The sequence below is a fragment of the Aliirhizobium cellulosilyticum genome (genome assembly GCF_014198105.1).
Classification (GTDB): domain Bacteria; phylum Pseudomonadota; class Alphaproteobacteria; order Rhizobiales; family Rhizobiaceae; genus Neorhizobium; species Neorhizobium cellulosilyticum.
Genome location: NZ_JACIGW010000013.1, coordinates 1 through 15,757, shown reverse-complemented (window position 1 = coordinate 15,757; position 15,757 = coordinate 1). Strand labels below are relative to the sequence as shown.

The 15,757-nt window shown below is 57.7% G+C and carries 19 protein-coding genes and 1 pseudogene; 5 read left to right on the top strand and 15 right to left on the bottom strand.

Going from position 1 to position 15,757, the window contains the following annotated elements:
- Positions 1-270: 270 nt before the first annotated feature.
- Positions 271-969 (bottom strand): PRC-barrel domain-containing protein, encoded by a 699-nt coding sequence (locus tag GGE33_RS25980; protein WP_183830022.1) that lies wholly within the window; start codon positions 967-969, stop codon positions 271-273.
- A 173-nt stretch (positions 970-1,142) separates the two neighbouring features.
- Between GGE33_RS25980 and GGE33_RS25975 the strand changes: the two genes are divergently transcribed.
- A complete protein-coding gene (locus tag GGE33_RS25975; RefSeq protein ID WP_183830020.1) occupies positions 1,143-1,574 on the top strand; it encodes a hypothetical protein in 432 nt (143 codons plus the stop codon).
- Between the two features lie 30 nt (positions 1,575-1,604).
- On the opposite strand, the gene GGE33_RS27640 is transcribed toward GGE33_RS25975, so the two are convergent.
- The 10 genes from GGE33_RS27640 to GGE33_RS25930 form a co-directional block, all read right to left on the bottom strand.
- A complete protein-coding gene (locus tag GGE33_RS27640) occupies positions 1,605-1,838 on the bottom strand; it encodes a winged helix DNA-binding protein (RefSeq protein ID WP_246436482.1) in 234 nt (77 codons plus the stop codon).
- Positions 1,839-2,051, bottom strand: coding sequence for a hypothetical protein (locus GGE33_RS27635; RefSeq protein WP_246436481.1), 213 nt, complete (start codon positions 2,049-2,051; stop codon positions 1,839-1,841).
- A 773-nt stretch (positions 2,052-2,824) separates the two neighbouring features.
- On the bottom strand, positions 2,825-4,123 hold the full coding sequence (locus GGE33_RS25965; protein ID WP_394353700.1) for a sodium:proton antiporter: 1,299 nt from the start codon (positions 4,121-4,123) through the stop codon (positions 2,825-2,827).
- A 302-nt stretch (positions 4,124-4,425) separates the two neighbouring features.
- Positions 4,426-4,611, bottom strand: a complete 186-nt coding sequence (locus GGE33_RS25960; RefSeq protein ID WP_183830016.1) for a hypothetical protein — start codon at positions 4,609-4,611, stop codon at positions 4,426-4,428.
- Between the two features lie 49 nt (positions 4,612-4,660).
- Positions 4,661-5,968 carry a TRAP transporter large permease gene (locus GGE33_RS25955; protein ID WP_183830014.1) on the bottom strand — a complete coding sequence of 436 codons (1,308 nt, stop codon included), beginning with the start codon at positions 5,966-5,968 and terminating at the stop codon, positions 4,661-4,663.
- A gap of 3 nt (positions 5,969-5,971) precedes the next feature.
- On the bottom strand, positions 5,972-6,481 hold the full coding sequence (locus GGE33_RS25950; protein ID WP_183830012.1) for a TRAP transporter small permease: 510 nt from the start codon (positions 6,479-6,481) through the stop codon (positions 5,972-5,974).
- Between the two features lie 121 nt (positions 6,482-6,602).
- The gene (locus GGE33_RS25945; protein ID WP_183830010.1) at positions 6,603-7,604 is read right to left on the bottom strand and encodes a TRAP transporter substrate-binding protein; all 1,002 of its coding nucleotides are present in this window, start codon (positions 7,602-7,604) and stop codon (positions 6,603-6,605) included.
- A 71-nt stretch (positions 7,605-7,675) separates the two neighbouring features.
- Positions 7,676-8,473, bottom strand: a complete 798-nt coding sequence (locus tag GGE33_RS25940; RefSeq protein WP_210303939.1) for a GntR family transcriptional regulator — start codon at positions 8,471-8,473, stop codon at positions 7,676-7,678.
- 714 nt (positions 8,474-9,187) lie between these two features.
- A complete protein-coding gene (locus tag GGE33_RS25935) occupies positions 9,188-9,829 on the bottom strand; it encodes an NrsF family protein (protein WP_183830006.1) in 642 nt (213 codons plus the stop codon).
- Positions 9,816-10,373, bottom strand: coding sequence for a sigma-70 family RNA polymerase sigma factor (locus tag GGE33_RS25930; protein ID WP_183830004.1), 558 nt, complete (start codon positions 10,371-10,373; stop codon positions 9,816-9,818). The genes GGE33_RS25935 and GGE33_RS25930 overlap by 14 nt, the downstream gene beginning before the upstream one ends.
- Before the next feature lie 194 nt (positions 10,374-10,567).
- Between GGE33_RS25930 and GGE33_RS25925 the strand changes: the two genes are divergently transcribed.
- The 4 genes and pseudogenes from GGE33_RS25925 (at position 10,568) to GGE33_RS25910 (ending at position 13,284) form a co-directional block, all read left to right on the top strand.
- Entirely contained in the window at positions 10,568-10,843 is a 276-nt protein-coding gene (locus GGE33_RS25925) for a pentapeptide MXKDX repeat protein (protein WP_183830002.1), read from the top strand.
- A 79-nt stretch (positions 10,844-10,922) separates the two neighbouring features.
- Positions 10,923-11,785, top strand: a pseudogene (locus GGE33_RS25920) (cytochrome b/b6 domain-containing protein).
- Positions 11,782-12,558, top strand: a complete 777-nt coding sequence (locus tag GGE33_RS25915) for a molybdopterin-binding protein (RefSeq protein ID WP_183830000.1) — start codon at positions 11,782-11,784, stop codon at positions 12,556-12,558. The pseudogene GGE33_RS25920 and the gene GGE33_RS25915 overlap by 4 nt, the downstream one beginning before the upstream one ends.
- A 108-nt stretch (positions 12,559-12,666) precedes the next feature.
- A complete protein-coding gene (locus GGE33_RS25910) occupies positions 12,667-13,284 on the top strand; it encodes a DNA binding protein (protein WP_183829997.1) in 618 nt (205 codons plus the stop codon).
- 50 nt (positions 13,285-13,334) lie between these two features.
- Here the strand turns inward: GGE33_RS25910 and GGE33_RS25905 are convergent, their stop codons facing one another.
- The 4 genes from GGE33_RS25905 to GGE33_RS25890 all read right to left on the bottom strand — a co-directional run.
- On the bottom strand, positions 13,335-13,862 hold the full coding sequence (locus tag GGE33_RS25905) for a lipocalin family protein (protein WP_183829993.1): 528 nt from the start codon (positions 13,860-13,862) through the stop codon (positions 13,335-13,337).
- Positions 13,863-13,875: 13 nt separating this feature from the next.
- Positions 13,876-14,436 (bottom strand): hypothetical protein, encoded by a 561-nt coding sequence (locus tag GGE33_RS25900; RefSeq protein ID WP_183829990.1) that lies wholly within the window; start codon positions 14,434-14,436, stop codon positions 13,876-13,878.
- Positions 14,433-15,464 carry an SAM-dependent methyltransferase gene (locus GGE33_RS25895; protein ID WP_183829987.1) on the bottom strand — a complete coding sequence of 344 codons (1,032 nt, stop codon included), beginning with the start codon at positions 15,462-15,464 and terminating at the stop codon, positions 14,433-14,435. The genes GGE33_RS25900 and GGE33_RS25895 overlap by 4 nt, the downstream gene beginning before the upstream one ends.
- On the bottom strand, positions 15,461-15,757 hold a 297-nt coding region (locus GGE33_RS25890; protein WP_183829984.1), incomplete at its 5' end, for a DUF1295 domain-containing protein. The genes GGE33_RS25890 and GGE33_RS25895, both read right to left, overlap by 4 nt.

Genomic DNA, 15,757 nt, shown 5'->3' with positions numbered 1-15,757 from the left:
ATCCCCGACCTGAGGCGGACGGATCACGCTATCGCACTTAGCGAGAACCTCGCTTTTGGTCTCTGCTTCGTCACCTTCTCTCCCGGCAAACTGCCCCTGTTTGCAAGCCTGGGAGCTTGATTGATCTTGAGCCGCGGCGACCTGCGGCCCCAGAGCATGCGAGGCGCAGGCCAAGATGGCCGATCGCATGTATGCTTTCGAGATATTCGACATAATCTCCTCCAACACCCCTTCGCGCCATGGCGCGAAGGGGTGAGTGACGCTGAACGTTTACTGTTTCGGCGCGGCCTCGACGCCTTCGAAGGCGGGGGCATCTTCCAGTTGCTGGCGCGTGACATTAAGCACGATGCGCTCCGGCAAGCCGTCCTCACCAATCTTGATGTTGTCAGCACTTGCCGTTTCTTCCGTGGTTGGCGCCTGGGCTGGCGGAACTGTTGTGCCACCAGGAGCCGGCGTGGTTGCGGCCGGGGCGCCTGTCGGGTTGCCAGTGGTCGTGGACGCCGTGGTTTCCGATGAGACGGCCGCGCTTGCCGCATCGGCCTGTTGCTGGTCAGCGCCCGGGCCGAACTGAAGCGCGCTCATATCGACGGCGACGTTCTTTTCGCCGATCCCCAGGAAACCTCCGACACCGATGATCACGGCATTGATGCTGCCGTCCTGGCTGACGAGAACGTCATTGATCTCGCCTATGCTCTCGTTCTCAGCTCCGTAGACGGCCTTGCCTTCAAGATCGGTCACACGCCAAGCGCCCGTTTCCGGGACGGTAATAAATGGTCCCGCCGTTTCGGCGCTCTGGTCACTCGCCATATCCATCGGCTTCTGATCGGACATTCCACCGGTCGCCTTGTTCTGGTTGGTCGCAGCAGGCGCTTCGGTTGCAGGAGCGGGTGTCGTCGCGCTCGTCTGAGCGAGTGCCGCAGCCGGAATCACGGCGGAAAGGACGAGGGCGGAAAGCGTGAGCCTTTTCATAGGGATGCCTCCAGGTTTGTTGTTGGTCACAAAGAGCCAACAGCGCTGAAGCGGCATCGTTCCAAAATATCCTGCACAACTCATTGTGACCGAATTGTGTCCAGGATCGACAGTGCTTCGATGGCGAAATACATCACGTCGTGATATTAATGCGCGATTGGGAGGAGGCTGGAATGATCGTTTTCTCGACAAGCTCGACGCGCCTGTCAGCGGCCGTGAAGGCAACCGCGAGGGCGCTCGATGATGCCTATGGATGGCTCGTTCTGTGGTTACCACTTGTGCCGGTCATCCTGATCGGCGGTGCGGTTATAGTCGCAGGCTTCGATGCCACGTCCAGTTCATTCGGCTTGCGCTTCCTCGCCGGGATGGTTGTCACCGGGAACTGCTTTGTCGTCACATTCGGTGGCTTCTTCAGCACTCTGTTCTTTGCGGGTCTGACGTGGAAGCTATCGAGCGCATCCACGACGGCTCGTGAGCTACCGTTCGAGCCGCAACGCCACATCGGAGCGCTGTTCTGGGTGACTGGACTGGCTTTGACAGCGGTATGGGCTGTGCCCTTTGCGCTCATCGTCAATCAGATGGCAATGTTCATCCGCGGTATATGACAAGCAGACGAGAACCTGCCATTCTCGCGGCTAGGCGAGTTCGCGAAGGTCGCCGAGCTTGCCGAGTGACTCCACAAGCAGCGCCTGATTTTCCAAGAGACCCTTCACATGAATCCGTGCCAGGTCCTGCAGCAGGCAGCGCCCATCCGGCGTTAGCTCGATAAGAATGCTGCGCTTGTCGGTTTGCGATGGCTTGCGTTCGACAAGTCCGGCGTTCGCAAGACGGTCGACCAGTTGGATCGCCCCGTGGGCGCGCATCAGCATTTATTCCGAAAGCTCCCGCATCCTGATCTGCCCGCCGGGCGCCGTCCTGATGACCAGCATTGCGTGGTATTGCTGTGAGGTGACATCGGCTTGTGCGAGTGCTGCTCCGCTGAGAGACAAAAATCGGCGCATGGCAAGTCGAAACCCGGCAAGTCCGTCGTAAAGCGCTGACGGCAGATCCGTTTCCTTGATCGTCTCTTCTGCCACCGCCATCAATAACCTTTTCAATACATCATGTCGTGATATAATATTCCCCAGTCCGCACTGGGAGCACTGTTCGCGTGCGCGCGGCGAACGGGCTGGACATAAGCCGCAAGGCTGAACGTCGCTGCAGCGGGCGCGAACATTAAGCCTTCATCTTGGCGAGAAAAAGAGGGGACAGTATCGTCCGGTTGAGAGGGCACCCATCATCGAATTACGACGATGCCGTCATCCGAGCGGCGCAGGCTGGTGTGTCGGTAAATGATATGGCGGCAAGGCTCGGACTGTCTGTCGCGGAGTTCTCGCGATACGCCGGACTTGGAATCATCAAAATCAGTGTGGCTGAAGCGACTCGCGATAACGGCGTCCCGGAGGTTGTCGCCCAGCTTGACAATAAAATGCTGATCGCGGTATGTCCGCCCGATCCTGCGTCGATCGAATACGAAATCCGATTTTTGCGAGGCAAACGTTCGTCTGAACGAATGACCGGCCATTAACGGCAAGCGTTCGCAAGGCAAAGACATCTGTATGTTCCGATTGCCTTGTTCCCGCCTCCATCTATCTCCCATGAAAAGGAGATAGATGTATGAGCTCAAAACTGATTTGGCAGATCTCTCTGCTTGCCCGCCAGATCTGGTTCCGGGCCACTCTGTTTTGCATCGCTGCGATTGCAACGGCCCTGATGGCAATCCCGCATCGAAGATTCTCGATCGATTTCTCGGCCGCCTAAGTTGGCGGCCGGGACTTTTGTCTAATGGGGCAATGACTCCGGGACTGCCGCAGCATCAGCTGCGGAAGAAGACCAGTGTCACCAGAATGAAGACCGGTACGAGAATGCCGACCGACCAGGCCATGTAGCCGAAGAAGCTCGGCATCTTCACACCAGCACTTTCGGCAATCGCCTTGACCATGAAATTCGGCGCATTGCCGATATAGCTGTTGGCGCCCATGAACACCGCACCGCAGGAAATGGCGACCAGAGTTCTGGCAAGCGGCCCCATCAATTCGACAGGATCGCCGCCTGCCAGATTGAAGAACACCAGATAGGTCGGCGCATTGTCGAGGAAGGACGACAGGATACCGGTCATCCAGAAATACATGGCGTTGATCGGCGCGCCATCCGGCGAGGTTACCAGCGCCACCAGTGGCGCGAATGCGCCGTTTTCGGCTGCCTTTAACATGGCTATGACCGGGATGATGGTGATGAAGATCGCGGCAAACAGTTTGCCGACTTCCAGCATCGGCCCCCATTCGAAGCCATTTTCCTTGCGAAGACTATCCGGCGTCAGGATGAGCGAAGCGATTGCGGCCGCAATCAGGATGAGATCGCGGACGATATTCTGCACCTCCCAATGCAGGCCGAAGACCGGAACGGAGATTTCGGGTTTCCACGAGCCGGACATCAGCACCGCGCCGATAACGACTGCCAGCAATGCGAAATTGATCCTGCCGGAAATACCCATTTTCGGAGTATCCGGCGTGGGATCGGAAACACCGCGAAAATCTGTGTCGCCCTTGTAGAGATAACTGTCGAGGAACCAGAACAATACCAGCAAGACCAATGCGGCAAAGACCATTTCAGGCAGCATATGTGCTGTGGTCCAGAAGAAATCCACGCCGCGCAGATAACCGAGAAACAGTGGCGGATCGCCAAGCGGTGTCAGCGAGCCGCCGATGTTCGAAACGAGGAAGATGAAGAATACGACGACGTGGACATTGTGCCGCCTTCCATCATTGGCTCGAAGTAACGGACGGATCAGCACCATGGAAGCGCCGGTCGTTCCGATCACCGACGCGAGCAAAGTTCCAATGGCGAGCAAGGCCGTGTTGAGACGGGGCGATCCATGCAGATTGCCGGTCACGAGAATGCCGCCGGCGATAGTGAACAGGGCTGTCAGCAGTATCACGAACGGCACGTAGTCCAGAAGGATCGCGTGCGTCATTTCCGAGGCGACGATACCGGACGCATGCGTGGCAATGAACGGAACGAAAAACGCCAGAGCCCAGAATGTGGCGACCTTGCCGAAATGGTGGTGCCAGAAATGCGAAGCCAAAAGCGGCAGCAGGGCGATTGACAGAAGCATACCGACAAATGGAACGGCCCAGATCAGCCCCAGCGCACCGCCGTCAATATTCAGATGCGTGTCCGCGGCGAGCGTTGGCGATGACAGAACAAGCGAAGCAGACGCCGCGCCAATGAACGTCGATATCCGACAAGGGGTGCGAAAGGCTGAAAGGGTCCACGAAAATAAGCGTGGTTGCAGGTTCCGGGAAAAATTCATAATCGAATGACTTTTAGCTAAAGAATACACACATTCCTCCGGTCGTTTGCTCCTTGATATGGAACGAACAAGATAACGTCGCCCACGACGGACAAGTGTATCGCTTAATACCATTGCAGCGTGGAGAAAATGCTGTTCATCAGGTTTTGCTGGATGAGTTGTGGCGACGGTTCTGGAACGATCGCCCAGCTAGATGAAGTCATTGCCGATACATTTTTTAAGTCGCCCATGCCTGTTTGACATTGAGAGAGGTGTGCCACCACCCTTGCAGGTGATGGCACGGTTTTCATACGCGTTGGGCTCCAATTCCTTTCGCGACGGGGTTAAGCGTTTTTCCCACTATCGGATCAAGCCTGCGGCCTGGGGCAGAAGCAGCGAAAGTGCAGGTGTGAACGTAACCACGATCAGCATTGCGATCAGGATCAGGAAATACATCAGCAGCGGCTTGAACACGTCCTCGATCTTTAGCTTGGCTATTCGGCAACCAACGAACAGGATTGGCCCGACTGGTGGCGTGATCGTGCCGATCGAGAGGTTGAAGACCATGATGACGCCGAAATGTACGGGGTCAAATCCAAGCGACATCGCGATCGGCAGGAAGATCGGCGCGAAGATCAGGATCGCTGGCGTCGGGTCCATGACGCAACCCAGCAGCAGCATGATGACGTTCATCATGATCATGATCAGGATTGGATTGTCGGTAAAGCCCAGAAGCGAGGACGCGATGATGTTAGGGATCTTGGCATAGGCCATGATCCAGCCCATCACTGCGGAAATGCCGATCATGAAGATGATCATGCCGGTCGTCTTGGCGGTATCGAGCAGGAAGCCCGGGACCATCTGTACCGTGATCGTGCGGTAGGCGAAGGAAAGAACCAGCACATAGACGACGGCGATGCAGCTCGCTTCGGTCGGCGTGAAGATGCCGGAAATGATGCCGCCAACGATCAATACGATCAGGAAGAGCGCCGGCAGGGCGTCGATGGTAACGCGCAAATTCTCCTGGAATTTAGCGAAGCCCTGCGCCTTGTAGCCTGCGCGCACCGCGTAAATCATCGCCGGAATGATACAAGCGAGACCCCACAGAATGCCGGGGATATAACCGGCGAGGAACAATGCTGCGACCGAAGTGCCGCCGCTTGCGAGCGAGTAGATGATGAAAGTGTTGCTGGGCGGAATCAGCATGCCCGAGGGGGCAGATGCGATATTGGCTGCTGCCGCGGCTGCTGGATCATAACCGTCATCCTTCTGCTGCGGGCCGATCGCGCCGCCGATTGCTGCCGCTGCTGCCACGCCGGAACCACTGATCGAACCGAACAGCATGTTGGCCACGATGTTCGTCTGCATCAGCGCGCCGGGAATGAAGCCGATCAGGGCTTTGGCGAAATCGATCAGCCTTCGGGCTATGCCTCCATTGGTCATGATGATGCCGGCAAGAACGAAGAAGGGAATGGCCAGCAGTGAGAAGCTGTTGACGCCGCTGAAGATACGCTGCGCTGCTGTGATCGCCATCCGGTCGAAGGTGAAGACCGTGCTCATGGCGAGCACGGAGCCGATACCCATGCTGATGCTGATCGGCACGCCGATGGCAAGTAGGATCGGAATGCTGATCAGCATGATCAGGCCAATGTCTGCTGCGTTCGCCATGGATCAACCCTCCTGCTGCGGGCTTGCGCCCGATTTGACGGCAGCAAGGCGCTTGACGTCGACGATGATGTTGTAAATGCAATAAAAACTGGAGAACAAACCGCAGATCGGCAATGCCATGTAGATCTGACCGGTGGTCAGGAAGGGCATGGCGGCATTGGTCTGGCGCATGGTGCGGCCAACCGCGTCCCAGCCGCCGAGAACAAGAATGGCGACACAGAAGATCAAGATCAGCACGCTGCTCAGGATCTGGAGCGAAATGTTCCAGCGTGCAGGCAGCGCATCGCTGAGGATGCCGATATTCATGTGCCCCTTTTCGCCGAACAGCAGCGCTGCGGCGAATAATGTCAGCCAGACGAACAAAATCTTGGCGAGTTCTTCCGATTGGGCTCCGGGGCTGTTGAAGAGATAGCGGGCGACCACCTGCCAGGTCACGATGACCGTGAGGAGCCCGCATAGGAATATGCAGCAGAAAGCAAGGATCTGATCGACCCTGCGCTTGATAGTTTCCATTGTTTTAATCCCTGTCCCGGAAACGGCAAATGCCCGGGGTTGCCAGTTTTCGTGTGGCGAAGAGAAGCGTACGATCCCCCAGATCGCCGCGTTGCTGCGGCGATCTGGGCAATTAGAAAGATCAGCGCAGTGCCTCGATCTTCTGGTAGATCGTCTTGGTGACGTCGTTGGTCAGCTTGCTGTCAATGAGCGGCTTGACCGAAGCGCGGAAGGCTTCCATGTCGACATCATCGCTGAACTTGGCACCGACCTTTTCAGCATCGGCACGAGCCTTTGCGGCTTCTTCCGCGAAAGCATCGAACTCGTAGTCGAAGGCCTTGGCCAGTTCTTCATTGACGATCGTCTTGATGTTCTCCGGCAGGCCATTGTAGAGGTCTACGTTCATGACCAGATAATCCGGGATCATGAGGTGGCGCGTGTTGGAAAAATGCGGCGCCACTTCGGCATGCTTCAGAGACGAAAAGACGATTTCGTTATTCTCGCCGCCATTGAGAACGCCGGTCTGGATCGCCGTGTAGACTTCACCCTGACCCATGGCGATACCGACGCCGCCCATGTGCTTCATCATCTGGACATTGGTATCCGACTGCATAACGCGAATCTTCTGGCCTGCGAGATCGGCAGGGGTCTTGACGAAGCGGTCCTTGAGATAGACCGAACGTGCACCCGCGGTGAAGGAGCCGAGAACGATAACACTCTGGTCGGAAACCGACTTGTAGAGGTCGCCGACGATCTCAGGGTTGTTGAGAACCTTCTTCTGATCTTCGATGCTGTTAAAGAGATAAGGCAGGTTGAACACCGAGAAGTCCGAGTTCCAGCTTTCCAGCAGGCTGGCGGCTGCGACCGACATGGCGATCGTGCCGGTCTGGGTCATCTCGACGGTTTCCTTCTGGGCGCCCAGAAGTTCGTTCGGGAAGACTTCGGCGGTGTATTCACCATTGGTGCGCTCCTTGAGCCCTTCGGCAAACATCTGCAACGCCTTGAACTGAGGATGAGTCTCCGTCTGGTTGAAGGCTATTTCAAAGTTCATCGATGCGGCCGATGCGGCGCTGATCCCGGCTGGAATGATGGCGGAAAGAGCAACGGCCCCTGCAATCATTGAAATATAAGATGTGTACTTCATTTATTCCTCCGCTTAAGTGCAGTCGTTTTGAAAGAAGCGCAGCCGGCGCCTGAGGCGGGCATACGCTCGGTTCAAGCGCCTTCTTGGCCCTTGATTTGCACGTGCCTCATCTGAGGATCACGATTGGTTTCGCTGAAAAGGGTGCCTCCAGATTCCATTGGCTGTGCAGCCTGCGCACGTGACCTTTTGGTCCATCGAAAATGCGCATCCCGAGGGTTTCCGGAAAAATAGTCCGGGTTGATATCCTGAATTTCGGCTAGACTTTCTCCGAGCCAATCGAGATGATTGCCCATCACCGCCGCCGCGGCTTCCTGGTTCCTGGCATCGATGGCGGCCACCAGTTCGATGTGCTCGGCCAGCGCCCGTTCCATTCGGTGCGCCTGCGGTAGTGTCAGCCGCCGGAACCGGTCGAGCTGCACCTTGATCTCTTCGACGAAACGCCAGATGCCGGGATACCCTGCCGCAGCCATGATCGCATGGTGCAGAGCTTCATCTTCCTCGTGAAAACCGTTGACGTCTTCAGACCTCAGGGCTTCGGTCTGGCGCTCGACAATGGCGTGCATCGTAAGGATGTCGCTCTTGACGGAAAATTCCGCCGCCATGCGCACCGTCATCTGTTCGATGGCTTTTCTCGCCAGGATTGCTTCGGGGAGTTCATCGACAGGTATCCGCGAAACGATCGTTCCGGACTTGGCGACGATATCGACCAGTCCCTCTTCAGACAGGCGCAAAAGCGCCTCTCGGACCGGCGTGCGGCTGACGCCGAAAACCTGAGCAATGTCCTTTTCGTGGACGGTCTCGCCCGGTCGCCGGCTCATCGATATGATTTCGTTGCGGAGTCGGAGATGGATGAGCTGCGAGGCATTCATCGCATGGCCGGTGCCAGCGGCCTGACCGGCTCTCCTTGAATTTGCAGACGATCCTCCCGGCATTCCCATTCGCCCCCACGAATTCAGGCGCGTCTCTACACGCCCAATGCTAAAAATCCTCACCCTTATATATCTTGCATATCAGATATGTTCCATTGAGGTAGATCAAACTTGCGTGGGCGTAAAATGCAGCCAGTCATCACATAACAGTGATCTGCAAGTAATCACTGAGGCAGCATTGGTCAGTAGACATCGAGCCCTATCCAGACAAAGTACAGGGGTGATCTGCTGGCTGCGCCAGATATCAAGATACCTTCAGGGGAGGCGACTTCACTGTCGACTCTGACGGATTTCAGATTGCTAATACATCTGCCGAGCAACGAGCGATCTCATTAGAGATTGGCGCGGCCCGGATCTCGGCGCCGACGCGCGGGTATCCGGCCTATGTAAAAGATTCGGGCTTCTGAAGGCTAAAGCATTACAGCACCCAGTTGGACAACCGCAATCAACTCGTTTCACAAGCCGGCCGCGCCTGGTGCCGCGGTGGCCGTTATGCTCACGGAGCCTGTCACACATAAAGTGCTGAGGATCACGAAGACTCGATTCCTGCACGATTTCAATACGTTATTTTTCGGATTCAGGAATTAGGGTTCGATTCCCTTCAAGACCTTAGACCGGCGATCAATGCGGACCGAGTTAGTTCCCGCCCGCCATTCACCAACGAAGTAGAGGGCGCGACAAAGCCAACCCAAGCATGCCGCATAGAGCGATCCCCAACGTGTACCAGAGAGCGACGAAAGGAAGCCCGTTTTCGATGCAGCCCCAGGAGTAGGTCCAAGCACCTACTGAGCCTGCGACCAATCCAGCGATAAAGCCCGCCAAAGGCAGGTTCGTTGGGGCACTTCGGCGCAGGAAGAAAACAATTACGGCAAAAACGGGAAGCGCTGCTGCAACAATGATGAACGGGCAGATCCAGGCGGAGATTCCGAAAATCAGTCTCGGATAGTCTTCGGCTGGCGCCATGCGGAGCTGCCAAAGACCGAGTGCGACGAGTACGAGATAGATGGCGAGCGATGCCAGGCCTGCCTTTCGGGGTCGGCCTCCTGGGCGAGCAACCACCATCAGCGCTGTTATACCGATGACGGTCAGGGCAAGCGGATAGATCGACTTTACCCAGAAGGCAGGCAGATGGATGGCTGTGGCCAGATCGGGCCGCGGTCCATGTCCGAACAGGATCATCGCCGCCGACAACACGAGGCCTGGGATAAGAACAAAAAACAGCAGACGCCCCAGCGCGCCGCGCGGCACCGGCCGCAGATCACTTGCCAGCCTGTCGATCAGATCATCCGTCTTCACTGCGTTCGCCTTTCAGTTTCGCGGCCATCGCCTGAATGCCTCTGAAAACATTGATCTTGACCGCCGCCTCGCTGCGCCCGCTCCTCATTGCCGTATCGGCCACCGAATGTCCCTCCAGCCTGACCTGGCGGATCATCTCGCCTTGCCAAGCGGGCAGGCTTGCCAGCAGACGATTGACATCCATGCCGGCCGAGACGGCGTCCTCGCGGTATTCGTCGGCCATGTCCTCCAGCATCTCCATTCCGACATTCTGCCTGTCGCCCGACCGGCGGAAGTGATCCACCAGCTTGTGGCGGGCGATGGTGAAGAACCAGGCGGTGAAGGGCCGTCCACGATCATAGGTGATCCGGCGCTGGTGCAGCGCCAGCAAGGTGTCCTGAACCAGATCGTCCACGTCCGCGGCCGCCGAGCGGACAAGCCGCCGACCGTAGTAGTTCACGAGAAGGTGCCTCAGCATGTCGAGCAGGCAACGGTAGGCCAGCTCGTCCCCGTCGAGGGACGAGAGCATCAGCGCTTTCAGCTCGGGCTCGGTCAGTTGCTTCATGTTATCGAAGCCTCATACGCAGGCAGCGCGAAACCGTTACACGCCGCTCGAAATAAAAGCGAGACAGCTGCTGCTATCACATGGGCGTGATTATCGGAATGATGCCTGTAACCGATCCTGGCCGGCAGCGAATGAGCCTTCCGTAACGCCCACCGCAAGACTGCGGCGAGCAGATGAAAAACGGGAGAATCAACATGACCATTCGTTCATGCGCTACCGCAGCCGGTGCAATCCTTTTCGGCCTCTGTGTCACGGCCGGCAGCGCCAGCGCGCAGACCAGCACGGACAGCATGAGCAAGCCTGACAGCATGAAATCGGGCACGATGAAAACAGACACCATGAAGTCCGATCCGATGAAGACCGACAGCATGAAGATGGGCAGCAAAGCCGACTGCACGCACAAGGCCGGCATGGAGAAGGACAGCATGAAGAAGGCCGACATGATGAAGCATTGCGACGCGATGAAATAAGCTGGTTGCGCCCTCGCCAATGAAACTTCGGCGAGGGCGTCACCGTACAGCATGAAGACCATCTGCCCGGAGGCCACTCATGGAAAACATCGATGCGCTAACCCACAGGATCGGCGGCAGGCGCGTGCTGATCCGCCGGCACAGCCTTACGGTGCGCCTGTCGCACTGGCTCAACGTCCTTTGCATGACGGTATTGCTGTTCAGCGGCTTGCAGATTTTCAACGCGCATCCGGCCCTGTACTGGGGTCAGTATGGCGCCGACAACGATCCGTCCGTCCTGTCGATGGAAGCGGTCGAAGAAAGGGATGCGATCAAGGGTAAGACCCGGATCGGCGGCTTGTCCTTCGATACCACCGGCGTCCTCGGCGTCTCGAATGTCGACGGCGAGGCGACGGCGCGTGGTTTCCCGGCCTGGATCACGCTGCCGAGCTATCAGGACCTCGCGACCGGGCGGCGCTGGCATTTCTTCTTTGCCTGGCTTTTCGTCATCAACGGCTGATCTACATGGCCTACGGGTTCTTTGCCCGTCATTTTCAACGGGATCTTCTGCCCGCGCAGGGTGAACTTGCGCCGGGCAATCTTCGGCACGAAATCGTCGATCATGCACGCCTGCGTTTTCCAAAGGGCGAAAAGGCCCGGCATTACAATGCACTGCAAAAGCTCACCTATCTCTTCGTCATTTTCCTTCTCCTGCCGGTGATGATCGCGACCGGCCTCACCATGTCGCCCGGTCTCGACGCCTTCGCGCCCTGGTTGATCGACCTCTTCGGCGGCCGGCAGTCGGCCCGCACGCTGCATTTCATCACCGCCAGCGCGCTGGTCGCCTTCGTCGTCGTGCATGTGGCGATGGTTCTGGTGTCCGGCGTCTTCAACAACATGCGCTCGATGATCACCGGCCGTTACGCCATCGATGTCGACGACCTTTCGAAGGTAAAGCCATGAGCCGCATCATCACTCGCCGTCGGTTCCTGATCGGCTCGACGCTCACCGCCTCGGCACTCGGTCTCAGCGGCTGTGATGCGCTGGTCGAAAGCCCGAAGGTCCAGTCGGTCCTGAAGGTCGCCGAGGGCCTGACGATGAAGACACAGCGCGCCCTGATTGGCGACGACACTTTGGCGCGCGAGTTCACCATGGCCGACATCTCGCCGACCTTCCGCGCCAACGGCACGAGCATGCCTGACGGCAAGCAATATCAGGATCTGCTCAGCCGGAAGTTCTCGACATGGCAGTTGGAGGTCGGCGGTTTTGTGGAGCGGCCGACAAAATTGTCGCTTGCAGTGTTGAAGGCGATGCCGTCGCGTACGCAGATTACCCGCCACGACTGCGTCGAGGGCTGGAGCGCCATCGGTCAGTGGACCGGCGTGCCGCTCGGCGCCGTTCTCGACAAGGTCGGCCTCAAGCCGGAGGCGCGCTACATCGTCTTCCACTGCGCCGACGAATACGAAAAGACGCTTGATGGCAGCGGCTGGTATTATGAGAGCATCGACCTAGTCGATGCCTTCCACCCCCAGACCATCCTCGCCCATTCGATGAACGGCCGTGATCTGGAGGTTCCGCACGGCGCGCCGCTACGGCTGAGGGTCGAGCGGCAGCTCGGTTACAAACAGGCCAAGTACCTGATGCGCATCGAAGCTGTTGCAGATCTGTCCGGCCTTTACGGTGGCAATGGCGGCTTCTGGGAAGACCGCGGCTACGAATGGTACGCCGGGATCTGAGAGTTCGCGGGGCAGGCCGCGAAGGCTTTGTCCCACGATGCCGGCGGATTTTCATCCCGCATTCGCCGGCGATTGAAACGACAGGGTTTTTCAACAAGGAAGAAGACAATGTCCTCTATTTACAAGGCCGGTTTTCCGGTGCTCGCCGGCATGCTGATCGCAGCCACGATCGGCTTCTCCGCCCATGCTGCCGACCAGATCCGTGTCCGCGGCACCGTCGAAAGCCTTGACGGCTCGACCCTTTCCGTCAAGACCCGCGAAGGCACCGACGCCAAGATCATGCTCAAGGACGGCTGGAAGGTTTCGAGCGTCGCCAAGGCTTCGGTCAACGACATCAAGGAAGGTGATTTCGTCGGCATCGCCTCGTTGCCGACTGCCGATGGCGGCAACGGTGCTCTCGAGGTTCTGATCTTCCCTGCCGCCATGAAGGGCACCGGCGAAGGCAGCTATGCCTGGGATCTGAAACCCAACAGCTCGATGACAAACGCCACGGTCGCCAATGCCGTGAAGTCGGTCGATGGCCATACGCTGACCGTGACCTACAAGGGCGGAGAAAAGAAGATTTCGATCCCGGAGGACACGCCGGTCGTTACGTTCGCTCCGGCCGAAGTGGCGGATCTGAAGAGCGGTGCAACTGTCTTCGTCCCTTCCGAAAAGGCATCGGACGGTTCAATCTCCACCTCACGCGTCGTCGTCGGCACCAACGGCGTCGTTCCTCCGATGTGAGCATTTGGCAAAGGTTGCACGTTCCGGCGATAGAAGGCCGGAGCGTGTCTTCATGTTTCGGGAAATTCCAGCTTTCTCACATCGTAACCAAGCTGGCTTGCCTTTCGAACCATTGTGTCAAGTTTGGCTTTGGAAGGTACAGTGCGTGCATAGATCCACAGATTGGTCATGTCCGGATCGGCACTGATGAACCAGCTCTTGTCCGGTGATTTGTAAAGAACCCAATAGTTGAAGGTGATCAGCAGAGGATAACGAACACGCATCTTCGCCTTTTCGCTGTCAAAATCGACTATGCGCCCTGTTCCTTGGATAGTCTTTAATCGACCCTTCGGATTTCCGATGCGGCAACCATCTTCGACAAGCACTTCATCAGGTGATTTGCCGCGGCGATAGGTCGAATAACCGGCGACGCAGCCGTCGGTCAGCCACATTGGCCGACGGCCGATCTCCAGCCATGTCCCGCGGTAGTGGTCGGCGCCGACCTTGGCCACTTCAGGCTCTGCTGCTGTGGCGGTATGCGATACGAGCGATCCGGTGAGCAAGAGAACGCCGACGAGGCATTTCCAAAAGTTCAGCATGTGATCCTCCGGTTTATTTCCTTATCAATTCGTCCGGCTCGTGGGGGCCGCGCTTATCGCCACCCCCCGCGTATCTAATGGCGATGAAAGCCATCAGGCATGCGGCCGCGAAAACGTTCAGATCGAGAAAAATGGCAAGATCGGCATCGCTCCAGCCATGCAACGGCGGTCCACCGGTATGGCGTGACAGAAGAAAGATGGCGAAAACGAGCGCTGCCAGGCTGCGTTGGGTCCATTTCTCTTCCGCCCGAAAGGAAACTGCGACGAGCATGATACAGGCAGCGAAGAACAATTCTGTTCCTGAGCTTTGGCCGAACAACCGCGTCTCGAAGAAAGTGTCGAGTGCCCCCACAAGGGGAAGCGAAATCCGCGCAATGATCGGCGAATGACGGGCGATGAACGGAATTGCCAGAAAGAGCGGAGCCGCGATCAGCGAACCAAGTGACGCGGCCATGCCATCACCGACGAGATACCAGACATAGAGCGGGTAAAATGGCTTGTTGAGACATATGACCCAAGCGATCGTAACAGTCGCCTGGGTAAGAGGATCGAGAGGAACTCGTTGCGCGCTCATGGCCTTGCCGGTTTCAGCAGATAATGGCCTACACCCCAGATATCGCCGTCATCGTGACCGAACAGACCGGCGGTCGCGAGGAAGAACAGCCGCCAGCGGCGTAGCCAGAGCGGTGCGTCCTTGCCGTAAACCTCTGCGAAAATAGGTTCGATCTGATCGGACTCCCGGTCGAAATTGGCGAGCCAGTCGAGCGCCGTACGACGATAATGAGTTCCGGACCACCGCCATTCCTCCTCGACCGCGAACAGATCCTCGAAACGATGAGGCAGGTCATGCGCCGGCATGATACCGCCGGTGAAGAAATGATGGGCGATCCAGTCTGCCGGATCGTCGTGGTCGAAGCGGTAGGAGCGGTCCTTGTGAGTGAAGACATGCAGGAAAAGCCGACCTTCCGGCTTCACCCAGTCGCGGGCACGCTCGAAAAGTTTCCGCCAGTTCGACATGTGCTCGAACATTTCGATCGAGACGACACGATCGAAGCGCTGGTCGATCGAAAAATCATTCATGTCTGCTGTGACCACCGACAGATTGTTCAGCCCCCGCTGATTGGCCGTCGCCAGGATGAAGGCGCGCTGCGAGGCGGAGTTGGAGACGGAGACGATAGGCGAGTTCGGGAACTGCGCCGCCAGATAAAGCGAAAGCGAGCCCCAGCCGCAGCCGAGTTCCAGGATCGTCATGCCATCCTCGATCGCGGCATGTTTCACCGTTTCGGCGAGGGCATGAACCTCCGCTTCCTTCAGTGTCGTATGTTCGGTTGGATAAAGGCAGCAGGAATATTTTCGGCTTGGGCCGAGAACCCGCGAAAAGAAAGCCGCGGGTACTTCATAATGCTGGCGGTTGGCCTCGTCCGCATGAACCGCCACGGGGTACTGGTTCATTGCGTCGACAAACAGATTTTCCTGCGTTGCTGCCGTGGCGGCCAGCCGGCGCTTGGTGCGGCCACAGAGGAAGTCGATACCCGCGAGCGTCATGCCGTCGGTCAGAGGCGCGCGTTCGGCGGTGTTGATAGCGAAGGCCAGCATGTTCATTTCAACTCTCCTTCTGGGTGGATATCCTGCCTTCTCGGGCCGGGGAAAAAAGCATTCACACGCCGCTGAAGTGCGCGAAATTTCTCGCCGCGCGAACGCAGCATATGATCTTCGAGGGGCGGGATGCCGGAGACATGCACAAGCAGCCAGTACATCAGGAGCGGCGCCAACAAGGACAGCCAGCTCGGCGAGGCGGCCAACAAAAACCAGCAACACCAGAACATCCACTCGAAGAAGTAGTTCGGATGGCGCGAATACCGCCAGAGGCCGGTCTCGCAGACCTCGGTCTTTGC

Bases quoted from the DNA above. Each gene is read 5' to 3' on its own strand.
- GGE33_RS25925 (WP_183830002.1), top strand. From the start codon at position 10,568: ATGACCATTCGTTCATGCGCTACCGCAGCCGGTGCAATCCTTTTCGGC.
- GGE33_RS27635 (WP_246436481.1), bottom strand. From the start codon at position 2,051: ATGGCGGTGGCAGAAGAGACGATCAAGGAAACGGATCTGCCGTCAGCG.
- GGE33_RS25940 (WP_210303939.1), bottom strand. From the start codon at position 8,473: ATGAATGCCTCGCAGCTCATCCATCTCCGACTCCGCAACGAAATCATA.
- GGE33_RS25975 (WP_183830020.1), top strand. From the start codon at position 1,143: ATGATCGTTTTCTCGACAAGCTCGACGCGCCTGTCAGCGGCCGTGAAG.
- GGE33_RS25905 (WP_183829993.1), bottom strand. From the start codon at position 13,862: ATGCTGAACTTTTGGAAATGCCTCGTCGGCGTTCTCTTGCTCACCGGA.
- GGE33_RS25895 (WP_183829987.1), bottom strand. From the start codon at position 15,464: ATGAACATGCTGGCCTTCGCTATCAACACCGCCGAACGCGCGCCTCTG.
- GGE33_RS25980 (WP_183830022.1), bottom strand. From the start codon at position 969: ATGAAAAGGCTCACGCTTTCCGCCCTCGTCCTTTCCGCCGTGATTCCG.
- GGE33_RS25965 (WP_394353700.1), bottom strand. From the start codon at position 4,123: ATGCTTCTGTCAATCGCCCTGCTGCCGCTTTTGGCTTCGCATTTCTGG.
- GGE33_RS27640 (WP_246436482.1), bottom strand. From the start codon at position 1,838: ATGCTGATGCGCGCCCACGGGGCGATCCAACTGGTCGACCGTCTTGCG.
- GGE33_RS25960 (WP_183830016.1), bottom strand. From the start codon at position 4,611: ATGAAAACCGTGCCATCACCTGCAAGGGTGGTGGCACACCTCTCTCAA.
- GGE33_RS25930 (WP_183830004.1), bottom strand. From the start codon at position 10,373: ATGAAGCAACTGACCGAGCCCGAGCTGAAAGCGCTGATGCTCTCGTCC.
- GGE33_RS25950 (WP_183830012.1), bottom strand. From the start codon at position 6,481: ATGGAAACTATCAAGCGCAGGGTCGATCAGATCCTTGCTTTCTGCTGC.
- GGE33_RS25910 (WP_183829997.1), top strand. From the start codon at position 12,667: ATGTCCTCTATTTACAAGGCCGGTTTTCCGGTGCTCGCCGGCATGCTG.
- GGE33_RS25945 (WP_183830010.1), bottom strand. From the start codon at position 7,604: ATGAAGTACACATCTTATATTTCAATGATTGCAGGGGCCGTTGCTCTT.
- GGE33_RS25915 (WP_183830000.1), top strand. From the start codon at position 11,782: ATGAGCCGCATCATCACTCGCCGTCGGTTCCTGATCGGCTCGACGCTC.
- GGE33_RS25955 (WP_183830014.1), bottom strand. From the start codon at position 5,968: ATGGCGAACGCAGCAGACATTGGCCTGATCATGCTGATCAGCATTCCG.
- GGE33_RS25900 (WP_183829990.1), bottom strand. From the start codon at position 14,436: ATGAGCGCGCAACGAGTTCCTCTCGATCCTCTTACCCAGGCGACTGTT.